The following is a 24041-nucleotide window of genomic DNA, read 5'->3' as shown; positions in this document are numbered from 1 at the left end:
GGGGGTTCCAGCTCCCTCAGATGGGGAGAAAGTGCAAGATCAGACGATTAGTCTTCGTCTTGACCTTTCAGAGCGGCGCCCAGGATATCGCCCAGGGACGCGCCGGAGTCAGAAGACCCGTACTGTTCGACGGCTTCTTTCTCTTCCGCCATTTCCAGCGCCTTGATGGACACGGAAACGCGGCGAGACGCCTTGTCGATGTTGGTGACGCGCGCGTCGACCTTGTCGCCGACAGCAAAACGCTCGGGGCGTTGCTCGGCGCGGTCACGCGAGATGTCGGACTTGCGGATGAACGCCTTGACCAGGTTGTCCGGGCCCAGGCTGACTTCGACGCCGCCAGTGGTGATTTCGGTGACGGTGCAGGTCACGGTCTCGCCGCGCTTGAAGCCGCCTTCGTCCATCGGATCGCCGCCCAGTTGCTTGACGCCCAGGGAGACGCGTTCTTTCTCGACATCGACGTCCAGAACCTTGGCGCGCACGGAGTCGCCTTTTTTGTAGTCCTGGATGGCGTCTTCGCCCGAACGATCCCAGTCGAGATCGGACAGGTGAACCATGCCGTCGATTTCTTCGTCGACGCCGATGAACAGACCGAATTCGGTGATGTTCTTGACTTCGCCTTCGACCTCGGAGCCGACCGGGTGAGCTTCAGCGAAGACTTCCCACGGATTGCGCTGGGTCTGCTTGATGCCAAGCGAGACGCGACGCTTGTCCGGATCCACGTCGAGCACCATGACGTCCACTTCCTGGGAGGTGGAGACGATTTTGCCCGGGTGGACGTTCTTCTTGGTCCAGCTCATCTCGGAGACGTGCACCAGACCTTCGACGCCCGGCTCCAGCTCCACGAACGCGCCGTATTCGGCAATGTTCGTCACGCGGCCCTTGAAGACAGCGCCGTTCGGGTATTTCAGCGCCACGCCGTCCCACGGATCGGACTGCAGCTGCTTCATGCCGAGCGAGATGCGCTGGGTGTCTTTGTTGATCTTGATGATCTGCACCTGAACGGTCTGGCCGACTTCGACCACTTCGCTCGGGTGACCCACGCGCGACCAGCTCATGTCGGTGACGTGCAGCAGGCCGTCAATGCCGCCCAGATCCACGAACGCACCGTAATCGGTGATGTTCTTGACGACGCCTTCACGCACTTCGCCTTCGGCCAGCTGACCGACGAGCTCAGCGCGCTGCTCGGCGCGGGATTCTTCCAGGACAGCGCGGCGGGAGACCACGATGTTGCCGCGCGGACGGTCCATTTTCAGGATCGCGAACGGCTGCTCTTTGTTCATGAGCGGGGCCACGTCACGCACCGGACGGATGTCCACCTGAGAGCCCGGCAGGAACGCAGATGCGCCGCCCAGGTCCACGGTGAAGCCACCTTTGACGCGGCCGACGATGGCGCCGTTGACCGGCTCTTTGGATTCGAACGTCTTCTCCAGACGGTCCCAGGCTTCTTCGCGGCGGGCTTTGTCGCGCGACAGAACCGCTTCACCCATCGCGTTCTCGATACGCTCAAGGTAGATGTCGACCTGATCGCCCAGTTTCGGGGCTTCAGAGCCGGGGCCGGTGAATTCACGCAGGGCCACGCGGCCTTCGGTTTTCAGACCGACGTCGATGACAACGGTGTCGTGCAGGACTGCAGTGACGGTGCCGCGCACCACCGTGCCTTCCATGAGGTCGCGGCCCGCAAGGGACGCTTCCAGCATTGAGGCGAAATCATCGCGGCTCGGGGCCGAGGTGTTGGTTTCAGACATGTTAGAGGATGGCTCCAGGGGTTGTCGTCGTTTCCGGCCGGCCGGTTGTATCCGGCGGTCTTGCCGCGCACGGCGGCTGGAAATCTCCAAAGCAGCCGCGAACGGCCGGATAACGCGTTCCAAATGAGCAGAGCGAAACGGCAGGGCGGCGCGATCGAGCCGTAAGTCAGAACCGACGAACAAGATGAAGGCGCGCCAGGCCGCGGGTCATCGCCCGCCCGGCGAATGATTGACCTCTTCCTGTCCTCAGACGCAACAGGCCAATCGCGCGCGGACTTACCGCAGATTTACCAGGAGAGCAAGGCTTGCCGGACCGGCTAACTGACTCGGGACGCTAGTCGATTTGCGCGCCGAGCGTCGCCATATGGTCAAAGAAGTCCGGATAACTGGTCGCGATCATGGCGACATCATCCACGCTGACCGGCGCCTGGGCGCCCAGACCCATGATCAGCGCGCTCATGGCAAGTCGATGATCGTGATGGGTTTTCACCATCCCGCCACCCGGAACCCCGTCCTGTCCGCAGCCATGCACCGTCAGGGAATCCTCGCCCAGCTCGACCTTGACGCCATTGGCGTCCAGCAAAGCGGCGCTGGCCGCCAGACGGTCGCTTTCCTTGGCGCGCAATTCGGCCAGCCCCTGCATCACGGTCACCCCGTCCGCAAAGGCGGCGATGACTGACAGGATCGGGTATTCATCGATCATGGACGGCGCGAGGGAGGCCGGGACTTCAACGCCTTTGAGCGCGCCCGAACGCACCGTGATGTCCACCAGCTGCTCGCCGCAGCGCTCGCCGGCGGGCGTCATTTCAAGGTCAGCGCCCATCATCCCGAGCACCTTGTAGAGTCCGAAGCGGGCGGTGTTGGTCATCACGCCAGTGACCGTGATCATGCTGTCGCGTGTGACCAGCGCCGCCGCGACCGGGAAGGCCGCCGAGGACGGATCGCCGGGGATGGAGACGTTTGCGGGCGACAATGTCTTGCCTCCGCGCACGCGCGCGATCAGGCCCTCGCCCTGTCGCTCCACGCTCAGATCGGCGCCATAGACGGGCGCCATGATCTCGGTGTGATCGCGAGTGGAGTGGGGTTCGCGCACAATGGTTTCGCCGACCGCGCCAAGACCGGCAAGCAGGATGGCGCTTTTAACCTGGGCGGAGGCGACGGGCGGGGTGTACTCGATGGCGTTGAGCGTGGATGAGCCGCGCAGGGTCACCGGCAGGCGACCGCCATCATTGGACTGGCTTTTCACGCCCATGCGCGACAGCGGATCGAGCACCCGCGCCATGGGGCGCGAGGACAGGCTTTCATCGCCCACAAATTCGGCCTGGAGATCAAACCGGCTCGCTGCGCCCATCAACAGGCGCACGCCGGTGCCGGAGTTTCCAAGGTCGAGCGGTTGAGCCGGGCTGGTCCACCGGCCGCGACCGGTCACGCGCCATTGACCGGGGCCTTCGCGCTTCACATCCGCGCCGAGGGCGGCGACGGCGCGGGCGGTCGCCAGAACGTCATCGCTTTCCAGCAGGCCCTCGATCCGGCTTTCCCCATCCGCCAGTGCAGAAAAGATCAGCGCGCGATGTGAACAGGATTTGTCCGCCGCCGCGTGAAGTCGTCCTTTCAGGGCATTGACAGGGCGGGCGGTTTTGGGCCCGCTTACGGCCTTGGACGGGGCAGGTGTGGCGTTGGACATGCGGGCTCCGCGGAACGGCAGATGACAGAAGGCTTCAATCGGGTTTTGACAGCCGCGCCAGAACATGGCAACTGGCGCGCCGATTTATCGCCCTTCGGTGTGAAAGGATATGGACTCGTGGCGAAAGCTGAACTTGGGACCAAGCGCGTTTGCCCGGAAACCGGCAAGAAGTTCTATGACCTGAACAAGGACCCGATCGTGTCCCCGTTCACCGGCATGGAATACCCCCTGTCGTATTTCGAGGAAGTCATCGTTCCCACAAAGGCGCCCAAGCCTGAGAAGGAAGCGGACGAGGATACGGACGCTGAAGCCGAGGACGAGTCCGACGAGGACGAAAACGAGGACGACGACGCGCCGGAGCTGGACGAGGAGCCCATCGATCTGGGCGATGATGACGACGAGGACGAAGCGCCCGTCGCCAAGCGCTCTGCGCCGGCCGATGACGATCTGGACGGTTTCTCCGATGACGAATCCGATCTCGACGATGATGACGATGACAGCGTCCTGCTCGACGATGACGACGATGATCTGGACGATGACATCGCGCTGGACGACGACGAGGACGACGTCTGATCCGGATCGCTGTCATTGGGGGCGACGGGTGCTGAAAAACAGGCTTGATTGCTCTCAAACGCGCGGCTAGTTTCCGCGCTCTCGAAACGGCGGGGCCCCAATCTCGCCGCTCGCAAAAGTTTCGGGGCCATAGCTCAGTTGGGAGAGCGCTTGAATGGCATTCAAGAGGTCGGCGGTTCGATTCCGCCTGGCTCCACCAAGAAAACCCTCGCGCTGATGCGCGGGGGTTTTTTCTTGTTGCCCGGTTTACACCGGCGCATGCCTTGAACGTTCTGCTAAGAAAACCCATGTGATAGTCTAACAAAGCAATGCATGGGGCGTTGGATGGATACCGAAACCGAACTGATGCTGGACACGACGCCGACGGTGTATGTGCGCACCATCGACGCGGCCGAGATCATGGATCAGGCGGCGAGCGCCGGGGTCAAACTTGATTCCGATGCGACGCTGTACGCCATTCATGACGAGAACGGTCAGCGCATGGCGGTGTTCTCTGACCGGGAAGCGGCGTTCGCCGCCGCGCGCGACCATGGCGCCGAGCCGGTGAGCGTGCACTAGCCTTCAATCCTGACTGGATGACGCAAGACGCCCTCTGCCTTGCAGGGGGCGTTTTCGTCTGCGCTTGGCGGTTTGCCACAAACGGCGGGCGCGGCTAAACGCAAATCCATGAGAGGTTATTTCGCAGTCGGCGTCGAAGGGATTTCCAAGGCGCGCAATCTGGGCGCGGTCATGCGCACGGCGCACGCCTTTGGCGGCAGCTTCGTGTTCACCGTGGGCGCGGCCAATCGCGCGCGCGAGATGTTCCAGACCGACACCGCCAAGACCACCGAGAACCTGCCCTATTATGACTGGGAGAGTGTGGACGACATGCTGTTGCCGCGCGGCTGCCAGATCGTCGGGGTGGAGCTGACCGATGATGCGGTGGAATTGCCGAGCTTTCGGCATCCGCGCATGGCGGCCTATGTGCTGGGCAAGGAGCGCGGCGATCTCAGCCCGGCCATGCTCGAGCGCTGCTCGCATGTGGTGAAGATTCCCACGAAATTCTGCGTGAACCTGTCGGTCGCCGCCGCCATCGCGCTGTATGACCGCACGCTGTGCCTTGGGGGCTATCCCGAGCGCCCGGTGATGCCGGGCGGCCCGCTGGAAGACAAGCAGCATATCTGGGGCGCGCCCAAGAAGCGCACCTGAGGCTCTGACGCCTTCAATTCCTAAAGATGCAGGCTGTCCCCGCGCAAAAGCGCCGGCAGATCACCCACTTCACCGCCCGCCGTGCGCATGAAGAAGCGCCGGGCGACCGGGATCTGATCGACGATCGACAGTCCCAGACCGCGCGCGGTGCGGATCAGGCTGTGATCGTTTGAAAAGAGCAGCGTGAACAGGTGCGAGCCCAGCCCCACGGCGACGGAATCGGTCCGCCGCCAGCGCTCATAGCGTTGCAAGGTGGCCGGGGCGCCCAGATCAAGCCCGGCGCGCTTGGTGTCCACCAGCACATCGGCCAGCACCGCCGCATCGCGGACCCCCAGATTGAAGCCCTGTCCGGCGATGGGGTGAATGCCGCGCGCGGCGTCACCCACCAGCGCCAGCCGCTCATCAGTGAAGCGTTCGGAGAATTTCAGCGTCAGCGGGTAGGTCCAGCGCGGGCTGACCGGCTTCACCCAACCGAGGAAATCACCAAAGCGCGCTTCCAGCGCCTCCTGGAAGCCTTCGTCGTCCATGTCTTTGAGGGCATCCGCCGCCTTGGGCTTCTCGCACCAGACAAGGCTGGAACGATTGCCGGGCAAAGGCAGGATGGCGAATGGGCCTGTGGGCATGAAGAACTCATACGCCACGCCCTCATGGCTGAACTCGTGCTCGACAGTCAGCACCACGGCTTTCTGGCCATAGGCATGGTCATAGGTGCGCACGCCCGCCTGGCGGCGCAAACCCGACTGGCGACCCTCGCAGGCGACAATCAGCGGCGCTTCCAGCACCTTGCCGCTGGCGAGCACCAGACGGTTCCTGCCCGGCGTCGTGTCGGTTTCCATATGGCTGGCGCGTTCGGGCGCGAACACCGTCAGGCCCGCTTCGTCAGCAGCTTTTGCGAGCGCCACCCGCGTCCAGCGGTTCTCGGCCATGTATCCCAGCGCCTCGCCATCATCCTCGGGCGAGATTTCCCGGCGATCAAAATGCAGCTGGTCATGGCCCGGCCCGCCGGGCTTGAGCCCGTCATAGGGGCGGCCATCGACCACCAGAATGTCTTCAATCGGCTGCACATGCGGGCGCAGATATTGCCCCGCGCCGACGGCATCGAGCATGCGCATGGAGGTGTAGGCCAGCGCCGAGGAGCGACCGTCATGCTCAGGCGTGACCTGATCAGACAGCTCCATCGCGTCCACGACAGCCACAGCCAGCCCGGCTTTGTGCAGGGCCAGCGCCAGGGTGAGACCGGCGAGCCCGCCGCCGGAAATCACCACATCGCCAGAAAAGATCGGTTTGCTCATAGGGCACAAGATAACGACGCCCGAGCCGATTGAAAGCGGCGCGGCGCCGCAGGGGGCGTTACCGGCTCAGCGCGCGCTGGATCCAGCCCAGGGCGCCCGTGAAGGCGAGGGGGCCGTCGGTGACGGCGAGAACGATGCAGACCTCGCCCTCGTCGGCGACGGGTTTGTGGATCGTATCGGGATTGGCCATGCACACTTCGCCGGGGCCATAGCTGGCGCGGCCATCAGAGAAGCCGCCGGTCAGCACCAGGGTGAATTCCGTGCAGTCATGGCCGTGATGGGGCACGCCGCGACCCGGCTCGATGCGGATCAGTTCGGCTTTCGCGCCATCCTCATCCATCAGCGCCATGGTGCGCACGCCGGGACCGGCGAAGGACCAGCCGCCCTTTTCAAGCGCCAGATCGCGCACGGGATCGGGCAGGGCCAGCAATTCCTCGATCGCCTGACCGGCCTTGTGGGCGGCGGAGCGAGAGCGTTCCGACCCCGCCTTGGCGTCAAACCGGGCCGGACCTGCTTCACCCAGACCCGCTTCCTCGCTGTCGATGACGTCAAACAGGGTGGAGAGTGCGTCCGGCATCATAGAGGCCGGGGTTTCGCGCTCCAGCAGCACGCCGGCCATGGCTTCAACGGCGTCACGCGCCTGCGCCACGTCAGCATTCACGGCAGCTTGCGCATCCAGCAGCAAGCGCATCGGGGCCGATAGGGCGCCCGAAGCGTAAGCGGAGTAGATTTCGTCACCCAGCGGATGGTTCGTCATGGTCGTTTCAAGTCGTCGTCTGCTTCAGCGTCGCGGATATTGATCTCATGGAGCGGATATCAAGTCTGCGGGCCATTTTTCTTCAGAAGCGTTCAGTTTTGCTTACAGGGTGTCTGAATCGAGCACCCGCCTGAGTTTGTCGAAGGCCAGCCTGAGCCTGGACTTCACCGTGCCCAGCGGCATGCCGAGCTGATCGGCGATGTCGCGATGGGACAGGCCGTCAAAAAAGGCGAGGCGCAACAGCGCCACCTGTTCCTCTGGCAAATCCTGCATGGCGGCGCGCACACGATCATCGCGATCACTGGCGTGAACCGCATCATCCGGCGGCTGGATGTCCGGCGGGCGCAGGCTGGGATCCTCGCCATCAAGCGCAGGCTTGTTGGCTTGCCGCGCCGCGTCGATGCGCCGGTTGCGGGCAATGCGGAAGATCCAGGTGGAGGCGGAGGCCTGATCGGGATCAAACTGGCTGGCCTTGCGCCAGACGGTCAGCATGATTTCCTGGGTCAGTTCTTCGGCGAGGCTGTCGTGGGCGTTGAGCCGCAACAGATAGGCCTTCACCCGGGGCGCATAGAAATTGAACAGCGCCGCAAACGCCTGCCGGTCCCGCTTGGCGGTTTCCAGAACCAGCGAATTCAGGGTCGTGCGGTCCGGTGTCGCTCCGGAAGTAAAGGGGGCGTCAGGCAAGTTTCACCCTTGAAGCTCTCTGCAGATCACTCTCACATTCACGCACATGACGATCAAGCCAGATCCTGCCTTGAAACCGCCGCCTGAGACCGCTTTAAACAGGGATGAGGATCGGCGCCAGCTGATCTGCCAGCGTCAAACCGCTTAACCTGAATGGAAATTCGCCATGCGCGTGCTTATTGCCAGCCTGTGTCTGACCCTGACGAGCCTGACGCCTGCCCTGGCGCAGGAAACGTCCGAGCCTGAATTTCAGGGCGCGCACCGCGACTGGCGCGTCTTCACGCGCGGGACGGGTGACAGCAAGGTCTGTTATGCGCTGAGCCGACCGCAGGAAGCGCTGCCGAGCAATGTGGATCATGGCGATGTGTTCTTTCTGGTGGCGAGCTGGGCCAATGGCGCAGCTGACGCCCAGCCCAGCTTCCTGGCGGGCTATCCCTTGCGCCCTGACAGCCCGCCTCGCGTACGGGTCGGATCGGATCGTTTCCAGATGTTCGTGTCCGAGCAGGAAGGCTTTCTGGAAGAGACGAGCGAGGAATCCCAGCTGGTGCGCGTCATGCGTCGCGGCTCGGACATGCGGGTTGAAGCGACCAGCAATCGCGGCACGGCGACCGCCTACACCTTCTCGCTTCTGGGCGTGACCGCCGCGCTCGAGCAGGTGGACGATCTCTGCGACTAGCCTGAGCGGGCCGCCGCCTCGAAACACGCAAACAACTGATCGCGCGCCGCGCTTTGCGGCGCGTTGGCGCGATAGATCAGCGCCGGGCGCAGCCTGAGAGCCTGAGGCGCGTTCGAGAGCGCAAGCAGGCCATGCTCGGCCATCAGGCGGTCCATCACCGATTCCGGCGCCGCCAGGATGTGATCGGAGGCGGCGCAGGCCAGCGCCAGAACCGTGAAATCATCACAGACGAGACCCGGGCGCTCTGCGCCCCAGGGCAAGGGCTCACGCGTCAGTCGGTCTGGCGGGGTGGCGGTGGCCAGGGGAAACAGGTCCGGCGCAGCGCCTTGCAGGGCCGGGTGGCCGGGACGCACCAGCGCCGCCACGCCTTCCTCGGGCAGAGGGTGGATCTTCAGGGATGGGTCGTGCTCGGCCTCGCCCATATCGGCGGCGACCAGATCCAGCGCGCCGCGACGCACATCGTCGACGAGCGCGTCTGCCGCGCCCGCCCGAATGGTCAGCTGGACCGTGCGTCCCGAACGGTAAAAGCGCGCCACAGCCTCGGGCAGGAGCCGATAGGTGAGGCTGGGCCCGGCGCCAACACTCAGCACGCCATCCTCACCCGTGCGCCAACGCTGCGCCTCCAGCTTCAAATCCTCGGCCTGCTGGATCAGGGCCCGGGCGCGCGGCAGAAGCGCGTCTCCCAATGCCGTCAGCACCAGCTTGCGCCCGGGGCGCTCAAACAGCGCCCCGCCCAGACTGTCTTCAAGCTGCGCCAGAGACTTGGTGGCGGCGGGCTGGCTGACATGCAGGCGCTCGGCGGCGGCGGTCAGCGTGCCGGCGTCAGCAGCGGTTACAAACAGGCGGGCCGTACGAAGCGAGAGCATGACTTACATAATCAGAAGTTATGCCATCATAGAAAACTTGTATTGGAGGTTATGGCAAGTCTCACCCAGTCTGGGATCGGGAGGCGACCGCCATGATCAATGAGAAAATTCTGGTCCCGGCCATCTTTGCGGGCTTCATCCTGCTTGAAGCCGTCACCGGACGCTTCTTCCAGAGGGAAAAGGGCTCGCGCCGGGATGTGGTGATTGAGGCGCTGTCCTCACTGACCATCGTGCTCATCACCGTGCCGCTGATATTCGCGGTGGCGCCTGTGCTGGTCGAGGCGGTGCGTCCAGGCTCCAAGGATGCGCTGGCCTTCCTGCCCTGGTGGGCGATGCTCGGCCTGCTCCTCGTGGCGGACGATATGACCCAGTACTGGTGGCATCGCGCCAGCCACAGCTTCTCTCTGCTCTACAATCTGCACCGGGCGCACCATTCGGGCGGCTATCTGTCGATCCGCACCGCCTATCGCAACAATTTGTTCTATTACCTCTTCATGCCGGGGCTGTGGCTGTCCGCCGTGCTTGTGCATCTGGGCTTCTACCCGGTCTATGCGGTGTATCTGGTGGTGAAGATGACGGTGATCTTCGGCGCCCATTCGTCCTGGCGCTGGGATGAGGCGCTGTACAGGGTTCCGGTCTTCGCACCGCTGATGTGGGTGCTGGAGCGGGTGATCTCGACCCCCGCTACCCATAGCGCCCATCATGGCCTGCACAAAGAAGACGGCGTCACCCATTACAAGGGCAATTACGGCAATCTGCTGTTCTTCTGGGACGTGCTGTTCGGCACCGCCAGGATCACCCGCCGCTATCCCGAGAGCTATGGCATTGAGGGCATGGAGCCGGTCAGCGCCGGGCGGGAACTACTGTGGCCGCTGATCCGGAAATAGGCGTCACCACTCGAACGGATCATTGAAATCAATGTCTAGCGCCTGCGTTTCGGCTTCAGCCCGGCAGGCCTGCTCGATCTCCCAGACCGACGCCCAGTCCCGCATCGTGACCGTCATCTCCTGCGGCAGCACGGTCATGCGCTCGGCATTCTCCGGGGTCTCATGCGTCAGAGCTCGCATCACATGGGTGAGCGAGGCGCCGGGCACGCCGCAGGACTGGCGGTATTGCTCCACACCTGACGCGGTCTCTACCTGAAGCACAAAGTGCGCCCCGTCCTCGCAGCCGCGCCCGTTCGCATCATGCAGATAGAGCGGCGCCGGGATGAAGGGCGGCAGATAGGCGCGACATCCGTCTGACAGGAAGGCGTCCAGCGCTTCGGCAAGCGCGTCGGTGGCCACGCCTTCCAGCTTGAAATGCAGGCCGTGGCACTGATGCGCGACCTGTGTGTATGGAGGTGGGTGAGGCGGCGGCGGGGGCGGCATTGCAGAATTGGGGCTTGTGGCGGTCTGAACCGTCCACTGGCCATCCGTGCGCCGGGCGCGGACCCATCTCGCAGCGCCCACATGAATATTGGCGCTGGCATGGAAGCGGACCAGGACATCGTCACCGCTGAGCGCTATCCGGTCTGACCATCCCGGATAGGCGGGGAAGTCGTCTGCAAAGCCGCGCTCCTCCACCCAGCTTAGCGAGAAGGGCCAGTCCACGGCGCTCTCGGCCGGGCACTGGCGATAGGCGGGTGGGTCGACAAAGGCGATCGGGCGTTCCTGAGGCGCGGTGGCGCAGCCCGCCGGCAACATTGCGGTTGTCATCAGATAGATCAGTGCCCGTTTCATCGCGTCTCCCCGTCCTTATCGCCGCTTCTTGCCTGGCTCGCTTGCCGTGAAGGGTTTCACATGCAGCTTGGTCTTGTGACTGGATGGCCCTTGGGCGCCGTCGGGCATTAAACCCCGATAATAGGTCTTTTGCCATTTTTCCTCGGCGGCCCCGGCGTCATTTTCCTTCAGGCGCTGGGCGAAATCGGCCCGGCTCAGACGCCAGTCCTCCATCGCCCGGGCGGTTTTGGGGTCTGACTGGAGGGGCCTGATCTCGGGCGTGATCTTGTCAAAGAGATCGCGCCGGACCGGGAAGATGTGTGCAATGGCTTCGTCAGCCTCAAAGCGCACCTCGCCGGGCCGGGTGAAACGCCAGTTCATGGTGAAGCTGTAGGGGCTCCAGTCGGTCTCGATCACGCCTGAAAGCGGCGCAATCGCGTCCTTGATCGCGTTGACCGGACCCTGCACCCAGATGTTCCAGCCCGGCGGCGTGCGCAGCAGGAAGCCCATCTCGAAGGTCAGGATGCCGGAGCCGAAATTGCTCATCGGGCTGGCGGGCGCCGAGCCGGAGGGCGTGTCCGGGTGTACGCTCACATCCTCCACCCGGTCGCCGCCATTCCAGCGGGCGGTAAAGCCTGTCGGCGTGAACACTTCCCAGCCATGCTGGTTGCCCACGACCAGCGGCAGGCAGCGATAGGCATGGCCTTGCGGGGTGTCGTCCATCCATTGGCGGCGGGAGGAGGCGGGACGCAAAGGCGGTTCGAAGGCGGTCAGCGGATGGCAAATCAGTTTCATGGCGGGCATGAGAGCGACCGTGTGCGCCATACGCAACCCCGCCATGCGTTCTCGCCCCTCGAACTTTGTTCAGTTTTCCATTATATGACGCCGCCATGAACGCACCTTTGAAAACCCTCGACCTGTCCTTCTCCAACCGGCCGGAAACGACCGGGCCCATTCCGCTCGTCGGCATGACGCGTCCGCAATTGCGCGATGCGCTCGTCGAGCACGGCCTTGTGGACGAGAAGAAAGCCAAGATGCGCGCCGAGCAGCTCTGGCGCTGGATCTACCATTACGGCGTCATCGGCTTTGACCAGATGACGAACGTCTCCAAGGATCTGCGCCAGCAGCTGGAGGCGAAGTTCACGCTTGCTCGTCCGGAAATCACCGAGCGTCAGGTCAGCGTGGACGGCACCCGCAAATACCTCATCCGCATGGCGTCGGGTGTGGAGGTCGAGACGGTTTTCATTCCCGCCGTGGCGCGGTCGGGCGCGCTGTGCGTGTCCTCTCAGGTGGGCTGCACGCTCAACTGCACCTTCTGCCATACTGGCACCCAGCCTTTGGTGCGCAACCTGACCGCCGCCGAGATCGTCGCCCAGGTGATGATTGCCCGTGATGATCTGGGCGAATGGCCGACCTCCAACGAGGATCGCCAGATCACCAATATCGTCTTCATGGGCATGGGCGAGCCGCTCTACAATCTCGACCATGTGTCAGATTCCATCGACGTGATCTCCGATCATGAAGGCATCGGCATCGGTCGTCGCCGCACCACGGTGTCTACCTCTGGCGTCGTGCCGAAAATCCCCGAACTGGGCGAGCGCACCCGCTCCATGCTGGCGATCAGCCTGCACGCGACGAATGATGAGCTGCGCAACGAGCTGGTTCCGCTGAACAAGAAATACCCCATCGCCGAGCTGATGGACGCGATCCGGGCCTATCCCGACCTGTCCAACTCCAAGCGGGTGACGTTCGAGTATGTGATGCTGAAGGGCGTGAACGACTCCCTCGCCGAGGCGCGGGCGCTGGTCAAACTGCTCAAGGGCATTCCCGCCAAGATCAATCTCATCCCGTTCAATCCCTGGCCGGGAAGCCCCTATGAGTGCTCGGACTGGGATCAGATCGAAGCCTTCGCCGATGTGGTGAACCGGGCCGGTTACGCCAGCCCGATCCGCACGCCGCGCGGCCGTGACATCTTTGCGGCCTGTGGGCAGCTCAAAAGCGAAAGCCAGAAGATACGCGCCAGCGAACGCCGGCGTCTGGAGCGTGAGGCGGAAGAGGCTGCAGCCCAAGAGGATCAGGCGTGAACCGGCAGCAGGACCGCCGCCAGCCGCGCAGATCTGGACCCGAACCCAAATCCTCCACCAAGAACCTGATGCCTCGCGCGGTTGCACTGGGCGCGGTTGAAGGCGTGCTCGCCAAGGCGGTGCCGCTGGATGGCGCGCTGGCGGGACGACCTGAATGGAAGCGGATGGAGCCGCGCGATCGGGCGTTCGCCCGCGCCATCGCCTCCGCCGTCATTCGTCGGCCGATCGCGCTGGATGCAGCCTTGATGCAGGTTCTGGACAAGCCCTTGCCGGATGAAGAGGTGCGGGCGCATCTCATCCTGCGTTGTGGCGCGGCCGAGCGCCTGATCCTTGAAACCCCGGCCCATGCGGCTGTGGACGCCTGGGTCAGCCTGATGGCGCAGGATCGCCACACCGCGCGCTTCAAGAACCTCGCGAATGCCGTGCTCCGCCGGGTCGTGGATCAGGGCAAGGGCGCGTTTCTGGATTCTGATCCGCTCGAAGACCTGCCGGACTGGTTGGCGGAGCGTTGGGTTGAGACTTATGGCGAGCCGACCGCGCGCGCCATCGCCATCGCCCGCTCCGTGCCGCCGACGCTCGATCTCAGCGCCAAGCCGGGCTTTGACGCCCAGGGCTTCGCCGATGAGATCGGCGCGAGCGTGCTGGAAACCGGAACCATCCGTCGTCCTGACATTGGCGCGGTTGATGGCCTGCCGGGGTTTGAAAAGGGCGACTGGTGGGTGCAGGACGCTGCCGCGGCGCTGCCCGCGATCCTTCTGGGCGTGAAGGCGGACGAAAAGGTCGCTGATCTGTGCGCGGCGCCGGGCGGCAAGACCTTGCAGCTCGCCGCGACCGGGGCATCCGTGATCGCCGTCGACGCCTCGCCCAAGCGTCTGAAGCGTCTGGAAGAAAACCTCGAACGCACGGGTTTGAAAGCCGAGATCGTCGCGGCCGACGTGGCAGAATGGACGGCGCCGGAACCGCTGGACGCCATTCTGCTGGATGCCCCCTGTTCGGCGACCGGCACGCTGCGCCGTCGCCCGGATGCGGCCTGGGCCAAACAGCCTGGCGATATCGCCAACCTCGCGGACATCCAGCGCCGTTTGCTGGACGCCAGCTTCACCCAACTCAAATCGGGCGGGCGGCTTGTCTATTGCACCTGTTCGCTTGAGCCTGAAGAGGGCGAGGACCAGATCGAAGCTTTCCTCAAGCGCACGCCCGACGCGCGTCTTGATCCGGTGACGGCGGACGAACTGCTGGGCCTCAAGGCTGCGATCACGCCAGAGGGCGCCGTACGCACCCGTCCGGACATGTGGTCTGAACGCGGCGGCATGGACGGCTTCTACATCGCCCGGATCGTGAAGGGTTAGGGCGCTTCCGCCCTTTTCCTCGACCTCTCTTTCCCTCTTTCCCCGCTTCATGCAGGGGATCCATTCCGGTCGGCCTGATCAGAGGTCACGGCATGGATTCACCGGATAAACCGGCGAATGACATGGAGAGAAGGTGATGGCGCTGCAGAGCGTCCCTCTCCCCTTCCTGAGGGGAGAGGACAGGTGAGGGGTGAGCGGCGCTTGATCCTCCACGCAGATTGCGCGCTGAAGCGCACCCCCTCACCCAACCTCTCCCCCTTGTTCAAGGGGGAGAGGGGTAGGCGTGTCCCTATTGGCCCTGACCGAGGGAATAGCCGGGCTTGCCGTCAAACTCATACAGCTGCTCGGTTTTCACAAAGTCGATGCCGACGGCGTCGAGACGGTCCAGTAGGTCCACCACGTCCGCGTTCTGGCTGACCGACCCGCTCATGAAGCGGCAGCGCCAATGGTCGGTCTTGAAGGTTTCCGGCAGACCGTTCGGCCAGACCTTCACGCCGCGATTGGTGATCATTTTCAGGCCCAGCTTCGCCTCTGAGGTCGCGGTGGTGAGCATTTCAGCCAGCGCATCGGGGTTCTGGGTCGGCATGTCGACAAAGACATCCACGCCCACCAGCGTTTTGGTCTGGCGTTCACGGCGCTGATAGGGCGCGATCTCGACCCCGCCCGCATCCGCGTTATAGCGCACCGGGGTGAAGTGCGTGGGCTCCTGACCGAGGCGTGCAATGACCGCATCGGCGAAGGCGTCCGTGCCCACCTGTTCCTTCGTCATGTCCTCGGACGCGATGTCGGTGGTGTGAACGCCGTCTTCCAGCGTCTTGAGCCAGGCGTTGTGGATTTTTTCCGCCACATCGGCCTGACCGATATGCACCAGCATCTGCACGCCCGCGAGAAGAAGTCCCGACGGGTTGGCGACGCCCTGACCCGCGATCATCGGGGCGGAGCCGTGGATGGCTTCGAACATGGCGCAATGCTCGCCGATATTGGCGGAACCGCCCAAGCCCACAGAGCCGGTGATCTCGGCGGCGACGTCAGAGATGATGTCGCCATAAAGGTTCGAGGTGACGATGACGTCGAACTGTTCGGGAGCATCAGCCAGCTTGGCGGTGCCGATATCAATGATCCAGTGATCGGTCTTGATATCGGGATACTCCTTGGCGATCTCGTCAAAGACTTCATGGAACAGACCATCGGTCAGTTTCATGATGTTGTCCTTGGACAGGCAGGTCACCTTCTTGCGGCCATTGGCGCGGGCATAATCAAAAGCATAGCGCACGATCCGCTCGCAGCCCGGGCGCGAGATCAGCTTCAGGCACTGCACCACTTCATCGGTCTGACGGTGCTCGATGCCGGCATAGAGGTCTTCCTCGTTCTCGCGCACGATCACCACATCCATGTCCGGATGGCGCGTCGCCACAAAGGGTGAGAGCGCGGCGCAGGGGCGGACATTGGCGAACAGGCCCAGGGATTTGCGCACGGTCACATTGAGCGATTTGAAGCCGCCGCCCTGGGGCGTGGTGATGGGCGCCTTGTAGAAAACCTTGGTGCGGCGCAGGGAGTCCCAGGCGCTGTCCTCGATCCCCGCGCTCACGCCTTTCAGATACACCTGCTCGCCTATCTCGATCGGTTCCGGCGCCAGCGCGGCGCCTGCCGCTTCCAGCACTTTCAGGCTGGCTTTCATGATTTCCGGACCGATGCCGTCGCCATAGGCGACCGTGATCGGGGTGGGCGTGCGGGTCGTTTCGGAGGTGGCGGCGTTGGCGGAGACGTGGACGTTCATTCGTATTCCCTCATTCCAGCGTGAGATGGATATGGCGGGCCCCGGGTGGACGAGACCGCGCTTGGGGGGCTGTTTAGCGGTCGCAGACCGGATTTGAAAAATTGATTGTCATGCGCCCATGCATTTGAAAAACTCATCCAATGCAAACCGACCGTCTTGACCTTGATCTGTTACGCGCCTTCGTGGCTGTCGCCCAGTCCCAGAGCTTCACCCGAGCGGGAGAGCTGCTCTTTCGTAGCCAGTCCGCGATCTCGCTACAGATCAGAAAACTCGAGCAGATCACGGGCGAGCGCCTGTTCAGCCGGACGGCGCGGCGTGTGACGCTGACGCCCGCAGGCGAGCGCCTGATGGGCTATGCCGAGCGCATGCTGGCGCTGCATGACGAGGCGCTCTCGGCGTTTCGCGATGGCGGAACGCGCGGCACGGTGCGGCTGGGCACGCCCGAAGACATCGCCACGGCGCATCTGCCCAAGGCGCTGGCGGAGTTTTCCCGCGCTCATCCCGGCATCCAGCTTGAGGTGACGTGTGATCTGACGCTGAACCTGATGAAGATGTTTCACGCCGGGCGGCTGGATGTGGCGCTCGTGAAACGCGAGCCAAGCGCCGCCGTGGACGGCCAGCGCGTCTGGTCCGAGCCGCTGGTCTGGGTCGGGGCCAATGACAGCGTGTTCAGTACGGACGGCGTGACCGCCCTCGTGGTCAGTCCCGAACCTTGCGTCTATCGCAAGCGAGCGGTGGAGGCGCTGGGCAAGGCCGGGGGACGGGCGCGGGCGGCCTATGTGTGCGGCTCGCTGGCGGGGGCTCTGGCGGCGGTGCGGGCGGGTCTGGGCGTGGCGGTGCTGCCGCGGGACTTTGCGCCCGATGATCTCGCCATTGATGAAGGCCGGCGCATGCCGCCGCTCGATGACGCTGAAGCGGTGCTTCTGACCGCGGCTGACGCCGGGCTGGCCGCCCGGCGCCTCGCCGATCATCTGGCGCACGCGCTGGAAGATGAACCCGCGCGCTTCTAGCGCCCTCTAGGCCGTCTGGGCGTCCGCCGCCTTGTGGATCTCGTTGACGAGATCGGCGTCCAGCTCAAGCCGCGCCGCCAGCATTTGCAGATAGGCCTGCTCGGCGGGTGTATCGATCTCGATGGCCACGAGAGAGGCGGCGTAGATTTCAGCCGCGTGCTCGGGCGTGTCGGCGGCGTCCACGACGGCGTTGATGTCGAGCGGGGCGGACAATTCGTCAAACACGAAGGCCTTGTCTTCGGCGCTCAGATCCATGGCGTTCAGGCGGGCGAAAATCGCGTCTTTCTCTTCGGCGTCCACCTTGCCGTCGGCCTTGGCCGCCGCGATCATCGCGCGCACCAGCGCCTTGCCCAGCTGGTCCACCGCCGCTTCATCGGTCGGGGCGGGCAGGAAGGCGGAGTTTTCCGGCGCCGGGGTGAAGGCCGCGTCCTGCGGTGCGGAATCGGTAGGGGCCGCGGCTTGACCTTGCTTGTTTTGCTGGGATTTTTGCCAGGCGTGATAGGCCAGCCCGCCAATCGCCGCCACCGCGCCGTATTTGGCGGCGGAGCCCATCATCTTGCGGCCTTTCTTGCCCATCAGCATGGAGGCGGCGAAACCGGCGGCAAGTCCGCCGCCGCCCGCAAGCGCGGTGCGCTGGGCATTGGGGTCGGTCTGGAGGGCGGTGATGATCTTGTTCACGTCAAACATGGCGGACCTTTCAAGAGGAGGCTGGCGCAGCGCAGAGCTGAACGTCCGTCTGGGCGCGGGTAACGGGTTAGATGCACTTGGGAATACGCCAAATCAGGCGCAAGCGCCCGTTACCGCATTTTCACGCAGATAGAGCAGCCCTGAGTGCTTGACTGCGGCCAGCTATTGGGTACTTTCCGCCGCCTTACGGTGAGGTGGCCGAGTGGTCGAAGGCGCACGCCTGGAACGCGTGTAGGCGGGTAACCGTCTCGTGGGTTCGAATCCCACCCTCACCGCCATTCCCTTTCAGATCAAATCCACTCACACGCCCCGCAAGAGCGAGGCGTGAGGGCTATGGTCCGGATTTGGCGGACGGTTGAGGGCATGTCGCCCCCATCTGTGCCTCGTCTGGCCGGGCAATCGCATAAAATTTCCCCAATGACCGGTCTAGCCTGACGCCAGTGACGGGCCTGAAAGCTCGCCCGGTACAGGGGAATGAAGATGAAACGCGCCTTATTGACACTCACCGCCGTGCTGGTGACCGCGTGTAGCAATGAAGCGGACACGGGGTCAGAGCCCGTAGCGATGACGTGCGTGGCGCAAGCGTCCCAGACCCGCCATCAGATCGGCATGGCTCAAGGCGCGCTGGAGTATACGGCCTGCGCGGGAACACTGCCGGTCAGCCTGGCGGATGGCTCCGCCAGCGGCGAGATTTTCTACACAGCCTATCTGGCGCCGGTTGCGCCCGGTGAGACGCGCCCGCTGAGCTTTATCTGGAATGGGGGACCCGGCGCGGATTCCCGGCTGTTGCATTTTCATGCGCTGGGCCCGCAGACCTTTCAGAACGGGGTGCTGACCCCCAATGCGGGAACGCCGTTGGCGGCCAGTGATCTGGTGTTCATGGATCCGGTGGGCACTGGCTTCAGCCGTGCCGATGACCCGCAAATGGCGGCGGCGTTCTATGGCACTGTGGCGGATATCGAGGCGACGGCCAGTTTTGTACGCGCGTTTCAGTCCGCCTATGAGCGGCAGGAGTCGCCGCTGTTTCTCGCTGGCGAAAGCTTTGGAACCTGGCGCGCCACGGGCACGGGGCAGTACCTGCTGGAGACCGGCACGCCGGTGACCGGCATCGCGCTGATCTCTGGCGGGATTCCGCTGGGTGAAAATCCCGATCGCGCGCTGGGGCGGGCCCTGTCCCTGGTAGACCGGGCCGCCACCGCCCTGGCGCTAGGCGAAATCCAGGCAAGTGAGGCGGGGGAGGCCGCGTTTCTGGCCGAGGTCGAACACTGGGCGAGGCAGGTCTATTACCCGGCCCTGTCGGACCCTGCCGCGCTGACCTCTGAGGCGCGTGACGCTCTGGTGGCCCGGCTGGCGGCCTATCAGGGTTTGTCCGCCGATCAGATTGATGCCCAGACCCTGTGGGTGTCGCCGCGGGAATTCCGCACGCTCCTGCCCGGTGAGGAGCGCGTGCTGAATGTGTTCGACATGCGCATCATCCACGCTCAGGACGCGCCAGCCGAGGAGGATCATGAAGCGGCTCAAGTGCTGAGCTATTATCGAGACACGCTGGGCTATCAGGCAGGCGTCTATGCGGGGCTGGAAGGGCCTTCTGAGTCCGTTGGCGGGCAATGGCGATATGATCAGGCGCCGATCACAGAAGCTTCCCTGGCGCGCGCCATGGCGGGCGAGGGACCGCCCAGCCCCTCGCGCCCCTGGACGCTGGAAGCGCTGGAAGCGGATCCCCGGCTGCGCATCTGGGTGGCGGCGGGTCTTTATGACTCGCTGAACAGCTGTGTGGGCAATGAGGCCGTACTGACCCGGTTGCCCGAACACGCCGCCGCTCGCATCACCCTGGCCTGCTATGCGGGTGGGCATATGATGTATGAGGACCCGCGCGTCCGGGACCGTTTCGCCAGCGACATCACGGCATTCCTGTCAGGGGACAGGTGAACCCGGCCCCATAGGCGTTGCATACGAATGCGCACCCGCCCCCTTGAACAGGGGAGGCGGAGGCGTGCGAGGCCGCCTAACCTGCGCCCTTCATGCAGGCGGGGAGATGCGCATGTTCAGAGTTCTTGTTGTTCTGGGATTGATGCTGTGCGCCGGAGGCGCAGCGCAGGCCCAGCAATCGCAATCAGAAGCCGGGTGCCGGGCGAATGACGCGGAATCCTGTTTCTATGCAGGCGCAGAATATGCCCAGGGCATGGGCGTCGCCGAGAACAAGCGTCGCGCGGTCGAATTCTTCCTGCGCTCCTGTGATCTGGGCGTGCCTGATGGCTGTAACACGGCAGGCGTTCTGACGACGCTGGGTCAGGGCAATGTCCCCCGCAATGTGGTGCGCGGGGTTGAATACATGGAACGCGCTTGCGCCATGGGTCATGATGACGGCTGCAGCAATGCGCTGGGGCACCGGATCGACGATGAGTCCGAAGGCCGCAACCTCAATCGGGTCCTGCCGACCGCGCACGCCGGTTGTGAAGCCGGGGTGAGAAACGCCTGCCTGTGGGGGCTCGACTGGGCGTATGACGGCAATGAGGGCCAGTTCCCGCGCCTGATCAACATGGATGAGGCGGCCTGGTTCGCTGAGCGCTCCTGCGACAATTATCGCGACATCAAGGGCTGTGACGTGGCGGCGCGTCTCTACGCCAACCCTGAATTTCCGACCTTCAATGAAGAAAAGGGCATGCGCTATTCGCTCATCCGCTGTGACGAGCAGAACTCGGCGGGTGACTGCCGCAATGTGGCGGCGGTCTATGTCCTGATCGAGGAGCACCAGCTGGGCGCCCGCTATTATCAGCGCGCCTGCTCGCTGGGGCACCAGTTCTCCTGCGGCATGGCCCAGGAATGGCAAACCTATTTCACAGAAGTCGCCGAGTATGAACAGCGCCAGGCGGCGCAATCGTCCGCCGTGAATGCGGCCCTGTCCCAGGGGCGGTATGGCGAGGCGGTCTCCGCCGCCATCAACACGGCGCGGTCGCGTGATCTGGCCGAGCGCGCCATTCTCGCCGCCCGCAGTGCAGGCCGCATGGGTGATGTGGCGACCAATGATCTTTACGCCGCAGCGCTCTGGTTCTCGTCAGGGCCGGTGCGGCAGGCCGCGGATGCGGAAATGTCCGCGCGCGGCACGGGTCTGGAAGGGACGTTTGGAACCGGGACCAACTCACCGGGGGCTGCAGACGCCCGGTGGCGTGAACTCTATGGCTCCAGCGCCCCCTCCTACACGTCCAACGCGTCCAGCGTGACGCCGCCCCGTGTGGAGAGCGCGGCGGAGATTTCCGCCGCGACACGGGATCGATACCGCTATGCGCATTGTACGATGAGCGGTAGCAATAGGAGCGCATCGGTCTGCCAATAAGCAGGCCGCGTGCGGCCTGCGATCCCGGCGTCGACCTCGGGGCGCGGGTGACGATCAGGGACGCTCGTCACTGGGATTGCAGGTCGCACGAGGGGGCGAAGCGCCATGAGACTGACCGGAGAGACGGACGCATCGCGTCTGGCTGCAACGCCTTTCACACGACTGATCGGGCTGACCGTCTTTGGTGCTCTGGCCTTTTTCGCGCTCGTGCTGGTGGCGCTTCAGTCCGAAACCGGCTGGTCCTGGTCGCCGGCGGACTGGCGCAGCCCGTTCGCGCTTGATCCGGGCATCTGGAGCTCTTTGTTCACCGGGTTGATCGCGTACCTGCTGTCCGCCTGGGTCTGGGCGCTGAAACCCACCAGTTTTCCCGCCAGCCTGTTCGCAATCAGCGGTCTGGCGACGTTGGCGTTCTGTTTCTCCTCCTTCTCGTTTTCCCTCGCCCTGCCCCTGGCGGAAGAGACGGTCGCCTGGTTCTGGATTGTGAACATGCTGGGCGCGTCCGCGTTCGGGATCATCATGATCAGCCTGTTCCTGATCTATCCGACGCGCCTGCCCTTCTGGCGGGTCTTGATGGCGCTGAGCGTGTTCGGGTTCGGGATCTGGACCCTGTTGCGCACCTTCGGGCCCTGGCGGGAGTTCGCCCAGGTCCAGCTCATCACCACGGTGGAGATGCTGGCTATTGTCGGCGTGGTGGTCTGGCAGATGTATGCGTGCGCGACCGAGCCGCGCAAGCAGGCGATCGCCGTCTGGCTGGGCACGTCCGTCCTGTTGGGGGCCGGGGCGTTCATCGGCACGGTCGCCGCGCCGATCAGTTTCGGCTTCCAGCCACTGGTGCGGGAGAATTTCGCCTTCGCCTTCTTCCTCACGATCTATGTGGGGCTGGCGGTCGGGCTGATGCGCTATCGGCTGTTCGATCTGGGCGCCTGGTCGTACCGGATCATCTTCTATTCGGTCGGCGTGATGCTGATCTTCGCGCTCGATCTGGGCTTGATCACCCTGTTGTCCATTGGCCCGTCGCAAGCGCTCGGCGTGTCGCTGCTGGTGGTCGGCTTCGCCTATCTGCCTTTCCGGGACCGGATCTGGCGACACTTCGCGATGAGTGCGCAGCCGCAGGATACGCCTTTGTTCAGCGGCGTCCTGGAGGCCGCCTTCAAGCCTTCAGCGGCCGAACGCTCGCAGGCGTGGACGGATTTGCTGGGCGAGCATTTCCGCCCGCTTTCGCTGGATCTGGATACGGCTCCCGCGGGCGAACCCCGTATTGAGGAAGAGGGGCTGGTGCTGCGACTGCCCGCCAGTGATGACGCGCCAGCCGTGCGCCTCGCCTACAAGCAGGGCGGGCGCGCCCTGTTCAACTCGGCTGATGTCCGGCTGGCGAATGATTTGCTGGCCCTGTCGGAAAAAGCGCGAGAAAGCCGGACCGCGTATGACCGGGGCGTCAGTGAGGAACGCGTCCGCATTGCGCGAGACCTGCACGACAATATCGGCGCCCAGCTCATGCGCGCCCTGCACTCGGCTGCGCCGGACAAGAAGGATTCCATGATCCGCGACACGCTGTCGGACCTGCGCGACGTGATCAACCACGCCCATGGTTGCGAAGTGTCGCTGGATGAATTGCTGGCTGATCTGCGCGCAGAGACGGCGGATCGTCTGGAACCGCATGGCGTGCGTCTGGTCTGGTCGCTGGAGGCCGGCGCGGGTCACAGGCTGACCCCGGTCTGTGTGCATGCCCTGCGTTCAGTGGTTCGGGAAGTGGCGAGCAACACCATCAAGCATGCCGGCGCGCAGACCCTGATGATCAGCGTGCAGGCGGGTGAGTCAGAGATCCGGGTCGATATTCGCGATGACGGCGCCGGGTTTGATCCCGCCAGCGTCCGTTCGGGGCAGGGCCTGTCGAACATGAAGGCGCGGATGGAGAGCGTGGGGGGCTCCTTTGACGTTGTCGATCAAGACAAGGGCGCGGGCTTCCTCGCTCTGTTTCCCTATCAGAGGCTGCGGGCATGAAGACGATCTTGCTAGTTGAGGACATCGCCGAAACGCGCGCCTGGCTGCGGGAAGCGGCCGAGCTCGCCTTTCCCGGCTGCCGCATTGAAGAGGCGGAACGGGTTCGAGACGGGCTGGAGATGATCCGGTCCGGGGTCTTTGAGCTGGGCATATTTGATCTGGGTTTGCCGGACGGGGACGGCGGTCAGCTGATCTCGGCGATGAAGACGAGCCATCCGTCGGCAACCATTGTGGTGGCCACGGTGATGGGCGATGACGCCTCGGTCATCACGGCCTTGTCCAGCGGCGCCGATGGCTATCTGCTCAAGGATGCGCGGCAGGAGGTGTTCATCCGCCAGCTGACCGCAATCGATCAGGGCGAGCCTGCGCTTTCGCCTTCCATTGCGCGACGCATTATCGAGCATTTCCGGCGCACGGCGCTGGTGGAGACCGAAGGCGGTGACCTAACCCCGCGCGAGCGCGATGTTCTGAGCCTGATCGGGCGGGGATTGCGCAATGCGGAAGCGGCGTCAGCGCTGGGTCTGAGCGAACACACCATCGCCGGACACATCAAGTCGGTCTATTCCAAGCTGGGCATTTCCACGCGCGCCGAGGCGGCGCTGCTGGCCTCCCGGCTGGGGCTGACCTAGGCACG

General features: G+C 64.1%; 22 protein-coding genes and 2 tRNA genes. 14 read left to right on the top strand and 10 right to left on the bottom strand.

The annotated features are described in order from the left end of the window. Positions 1–47: 47 nt before the first annotated feature. Together rpsA and aroA are read right to left on the bottom strand one after the other, a co-directional pair. Positions 48–1745 carry a 30S ribosomal protein S1 gene (rpsA, locus tag ACFELO_RS13415; protein WP_440958275.1) on the bottom strand — a complete coding sequence of 566 codons (1698 nt, stop codon included), beginning with the start codon at positions 1743–1745 and terminating at the stop codon, positions 48–50. A gap of 334 nt (positions 1746–2079) precedes the next feature. Continuing rightward, complete coding sequence (aroA, locus tag ACFELO_RS13410; RefSeq protein ID WP_440958274.1) at positions 2080–3429, bottom strand: 3-phosphoshikimate 1-carboxyvinyltransferase; 1350 nt, start codon at positions 3427–3429, stop codon at positions 2080–2082. Between the two features lie 117 nt (positions 3430–3546). Between aroA and ACFELO_RS13405 the strand changes: the two genes are divergently transcribed. From ACFELO_RS13405 to ACFELO_RS13390, 4 genes are all read left to right on the top strand, one after another. Then, positions 3547–4002: a TIGR02300 family protein gene (locus tag ACFELO_RS13405; protein ID WP_440958273.1), complete on the top strand. Its 456-nt coding sequence runs from the start codon at positions 3547–3549 to the stop codon at positions 4000–4002. A 123-nt stretch (positions 4003–4125) separates the two neighbouring features. Then, positions 4126–4201 (top strand) — tRNA-Ala (locus ACFELO_RS13400). Positions 4202–4326: 125 nt separating this feature from the next. Further along, positions 4327–4560, top strand: coding sequence for a DUF1150 family protein (locus ACFELO_RS13395; RefSeq protein ID WP_440958272.1), 234 nt, complete (start codon positions 4327–4329; stop codon positions 4558–4560). Positions 4561–4668: 108 nt separating this feature from the next. After that, the gene (locus ACFELO_RS13390) at positions 4669–5190 is read left to right on the top strand and encodes an RNA methyltransferase (RefSeq protein ID WP_440958271.1); all 522 of its coding nucleotides are present in this window, start codon (positions 4669–4671) and stop codon (positions 5188–5190) included. 20 nt (positions 5191–5210) lie between these two features. Here the strand turns inward: ACFELO_RS13390 and ACFELO_RS13385 are convergent, their stop codons facing one another. From ACFELO_RS13385 to ACFELO_RS13375, 3 genes are all read right to left on the bottom strand, one after another. Then, a complete protein-coding gene (locus tag ACFELO_RS13385; protein ID WP_440958270.1) occupies positions 5211–6482 on the bottom strand; it encodes a UbiH/UbiF/VisC/COQ6 family ubiquinone biosynthesis hydroxylase in 1272 nt (423 codons plus the stop codon). Positions 6483–6540: 58 nt separating this feature from the next. Continuing rightward, a complete protein-coding gene (locus ACFELO_RS13380; RefSeq protein WP_440958269.1) occupies positions 6541–7239 on the bottom strand; it encodes a cupin domain-containing protein in 699 nt (232 codons plus the stop codon). Positions 7240–7341: 102 nt separating this feature from the next. Beyond that, positions 7342–7923, bottom strand: coding sequence for a sigma-70 family RNA polymerase sigma factor (locus ACFELO_RS13375; protein ID WP_440958268.1), 582 nt, complete (start codon positions 7921–7923; stop codon positions 7342–7344). A 166-nt stretch (positions 7924–8089) separates the two neighbouring features. Here ACFELO_RS13375 and ACFELO_RS13370 point away from each other — a divergent pair, with 166 nt between their 5' ends. Beyond that, complete coding sequence (locus ACFELO_RS13370) at positions 8090–8599, top strand: invasion associated locus B family protein (protein ID WP_440958267.1); 510 nt, start codon at positions 8090–8092, stop codon at positions 8597–8599. Here the strand turns inward: ACFELO_RS13370 and ACFELO_RS13365 are convergent. Next, a complete protein-coding gene (locus ACFELO_RS13365; RefSeq protein WP_440958266.1) occupies positions 8596–9465 on the bottom strand; it encodes a LysR family transcriptional regulator in 870 nt (289 codons plus the stop codon). The two genes, ACFELO_RS13370 and ACFELO_RS13365, sit on opposite strands and share 4 nt — an antisense overlap. A gap of 92 nt (positions 9466–9557) precedes the next feature. Between ACFELO_RS13365 and ACFELO_RS13360 the strand changes: the two genes are divergently transcribed. Further along, complete coding sequence (locus ACFELO_RS13360) at positions 9558–10352, top strand: sterol desaturase family protein (protein ID WP_440958265.1); 795 nt, start codon at positions 9558–9560, stop codon at positions 10350–10352. Positions 10353–10355: 3 nt separating this feature from the next. Here the strand turns inward: ACFELO_RS13360 and ACFELO_RS13355 are convergent, their stop codons facing one another. Continuing rightward, positions 10356–11186 (bottom strand): hypothetical protein, encoded by an 831-nt coding sequence (locus ACFELO_RS13355; protein WP_440958264.1) that lies wholly within the window; start codon positions 11184–11186, stop codon positions 10356–10358. 15 nt (positions 11187–11201) lie between these two features. Then, the gene (locus ACFELO_RS13350) at positions 11202–12005 is read right to left on the bottom strand and encodes a DUF6065 family protein (RefSeq protein WP_440958263.1); all 804 of its coding nucleotides are present in this window, start codon (positions 12003–12005) and stop codon (positions 11202–11204) included. Positions 12006–12055: 50 nt separating this feature from the next. On the opposite strand from ACFELO_RS13350, the gene rlmN reads away from it, so the two are divergent. Both rlmN and ACFELO_RS13340 read left to right on the top strand, forming a co-directional pair. Further along, entirely contained in the window at positions 12056–13249 is a 1194-nt protein-coding gene (gene rlmN, locus ACFELO_RS13345; RefSeq protein ID WP_440958262.1) for a 23S rRNA (adenine(2503)-C(2))-methyltransferase RlmN, read from the top strand. Next, positions 13246–14598 (top strand): RsmB/NOP family class I SAM-dependent RNA methyltransferase, encoded by a 1353-nt coding sequence (locus ACFELO_RS13340; RefSeq protein WP_440958261.1) that lies wholly within the window; start codon positions 13246–13248, stop codon positions 14596–14598. Before rlmN ends, ACFELO_RS13340 begins: the two co-directional genes overlap by 4 nt. A 289-nt stretch (positions 14599–14887) precedes the next feature. On the opposite strand, the gene ACFELO_RS13335 is transcribed toward ACFELO_RS13340, so the two are convergent. Further along, complete coding sequence (locus ACFELO_RS13335) at positions 14888–16375, bottom strand: NADP-dependent isocitrate dehydrogenase (protein ID WP_440958260.1); 1488 nt, start codon at positions 16373–16375, stop codon at positions 14888–14890. Between the two features lie 140 nt (positions 16376–16515). Here ACFELO_RS13335 and ACFELO_RS13330 point away from each other — a divergent pair, with 140 nt between their 5' ends. Continuing rightward, positions 16516–17385, top strand: coding sequence for a LysR family transcriptional regulator (locus ACFELO_RS13330; RefSeq protein WP_440958259.1), 870 nt, complete (start codon positions 16516–16518; stop codon positions 17383–17385). A gap of 6 nt (positions 17386–17391) precedes the next feature. Here the strand turns inward: ACFELO_RS13330 and ACFELO_RS13325 are convergent, their stop codons facing one another. Beyond that, a complete protein-coding gene (locus ACFELO_RS13325; protein ID WP_440958258.1) occupies positions 17392–18072 on the bottom strand; it encodes a tellurite resistance TerB family protein in 681 nt (226 codons plus the stop codon). A gap of 188 nt (positions 18073–18260) precedes the next feature. Here ACFELO_RS13325 and ACFELO_RS13320 point away from each other — a divergent pair. The 5 genes from ACFELO_RS13320 to ACFELO_RS13300 all read left to right on the top strand — a co-directional run bounded on the left by ACFELO_RS13320 (position 18261) and on the right by ACFELO_RS13300 (position 24036). Continuing rightward, positions 18261–18350 (top strand) — tRNA-Ser (locus ACFELO_RS13320). 202 nt (positions 18351–18552) lie between these two features. Continuing rightward, positions 18553–20001, top strand: a complete 1449-nt coding sequence (locus ACFELO_RS13315; RefSeq protein WP_440958257.1) for a S10 family serine carboxypeptidase-like protein — start codon at positions 18553–18555, stop codon at positions 19999–20001. 112 nt (positions 20002–20113) lie between these two features. Further along, complete coding sequence (locus tag ACFELO_RS13310) at positions 20114–21406, top strand: tetratricopeptide repeat protein (RefSeq protein WP_440958256.1); 1293 nt, start codon at positions 20114–20116, stop codon at positions 21404–21406. Between the two features lie 105 nt (positions 21407–21511). Further along, positions 21512–23407 carry an ATP-binding protein gene (locus ACFELO_RS13305; protein WP_440958255.1) on the top strand — a complete coding sequence of 632 codons (1896 nt, stop codon included), beginning with the start codon at positions 21512–21514 and terminating at the stop codon, positions 23405–23407. After that, positions 23404–24036, top strand: a complete 633-nt coding sequence (locus ACFELO_RS13300; protein WP_440958254.1) for a response regulator — start codon at positions 23404–23406, stop codon at positions 24034–24036. Before ACFELO_RS13305 ends, ACFELO_RS13300 begins: the two co-directional genes overlap by 4 nt. The last annotated feature ends 5 nt before the right edge of the window (positions 24037–24041 follow it).

Origin of the sequence: Oceanicaulis sp. LC35 (genome assembly GCF_052055585.1) — a bacterium.
GTDB lineage: Bacteria > Pseudomonadota > Alphaproteobacteria > Caulobacterales > Maricaulaceae > Oceanicaulis.
Note: the sequence above shows the minus strand (reverse complement) of the source record. Positions and strands in the feature narration are given on the sequence as shown.

Excerpts from the sequence above, each read along its gene's own strand:
- ACFELO_RS13300 (WP_440958254.1), top strand. The coding sequence starts at position 23,404 with ATGAAGACGATCTTGCTAGTTGAGGACATCGCCGAAACGCGCGCCTGG.
- ACFELO_RS13365 (WP_440958266.1), bottom strand. The coding sequence starts at position 9,465 with ATGCTCTCGCTTCGTACGGCCCGCCTGTTTGTAACCGCTGCTGACGCC.
- ACFELO_RS13360 (WP_440958265.1), top strand. The coding sequence starts at position 9,558 with ATGATCAATGAGAAAATTCTGGTCCCGGCCATCTTTGCGGGCTTCATC.
- ACFELO_RS13385 (WP_440958270.1), bottom strand. The coding sequence starts at position 6,482 with ATGAGCAAACCGATCTTTTCTGGCGATGTGGTGATTTCCGGCGGCGGG.
- ACFELO_RS13310 (WP_440958256.1), top strand. The coding sequence starts at position 20,114 with ATGTTCAGAGTTCTTGTTGTTCTGGGATTGATGCTGTGCGCCGGAGGC.
- aroA (WP_440958274.1), bottom strand. The coding sequence starts at position 3,429 with ATGTCCAACGCCACACCTGCCCCGTCCAAGGCCGTAAGCGGGCCCAAA.
- ACFELO_RS13395 (WP_440958272.1), top strand. The coding sequence starts at position 4,327 with ATGGATACCGAAACCGAACTGATGCTGGACACGACGCCGACGGTGTAT.
- ACFELO_RS13305 (WP_440958255.1), top strand. The coding sequence starts at position 21,512 with ATGAGACTGACCGGAGAGACGGACGCATCGCGTCTGGCTGCAACGCCT.
- ACFELO_RS13390 (WP_440958271.1), top strand. The coding sequence starts at position 4,669 with ATGAGAGGTTATTTCGCAGTCGGCGTCGAAGGGATTTCCAAGGCGCGC.
- ACFELO_RS13355 (WP_440958264.1), bottom strand. The coding sequence starts at position 11,186 with ATGAAACGGGCACTGATCTATCTGATGACAACCGCAATGTTGCCGGCG.
- ACFELO_RS13350 (WP_440958263.1), bottom strand. The coding sequence starts at position 12,005 with ATGGCGGGGTTGCGTATGGCGCACACGGTCGCTCTCATGCCCGCCATG.
- rlmN (WP_440958262.1), top strand. The coding sequence starts at position 12,056 with ATGAACGCACCTTTGAAAACCCTCGACCTGTCCTTCTCCAACCGGCCG.
- ACFELO_RS13325 (WP_440958258.1), bottom strand. The coding sequence starts at position 18,072 with ATGTTTGACGTGAACAAGATCATCACCGCCCTCCAGACCGACCCCAAT.
- ACFELO_RS13315 (WP_440958257.1), top strand. The coding sequence starts at position 18,553 with ATGAAACGCGCCTTATTGACACTCACCGCCGTGCTGGTGACCGCGTGT.
- ACFELO_RS13335 (WP_440958260.1), bottom strand. The coding sequence starts at position 16,375 with ATGAACGTCCACGTCTCCGCCAACGCCGCCACCTCCGAAACGACCCGC.
- ACFELO_RS13380 (WP_440958269.1), bottom strand. The coding sequence starts at position 7,239 with ATGACGAACCATCCGCTGGGTGACGAAATCTACTCCGCTTACGCTTCG.
- rpsA (WP_440958275.1), bottom strand. The coding sequence starts at position 1,745 with ATGTCTGAAACCAACACCTCGGCCCCGAGCCGCGATGATTTCGCCTCA.
- ACFELO_RS13370 (WP_440958267.1), top strand. The coding sequence starts at position 8,090 with ATGCGCGTGCTTATTGCCAGCCTGTGTCTGACCCTGACGAGCCTGACG.
- ACFELO_RS13330 (WP_440958259.1), top strand. The coding sequence starts at position 16,516 with ATGCAAACCGACCGTCTTGACCTTGATCTGTTACGCGCCTTCGTGGCT.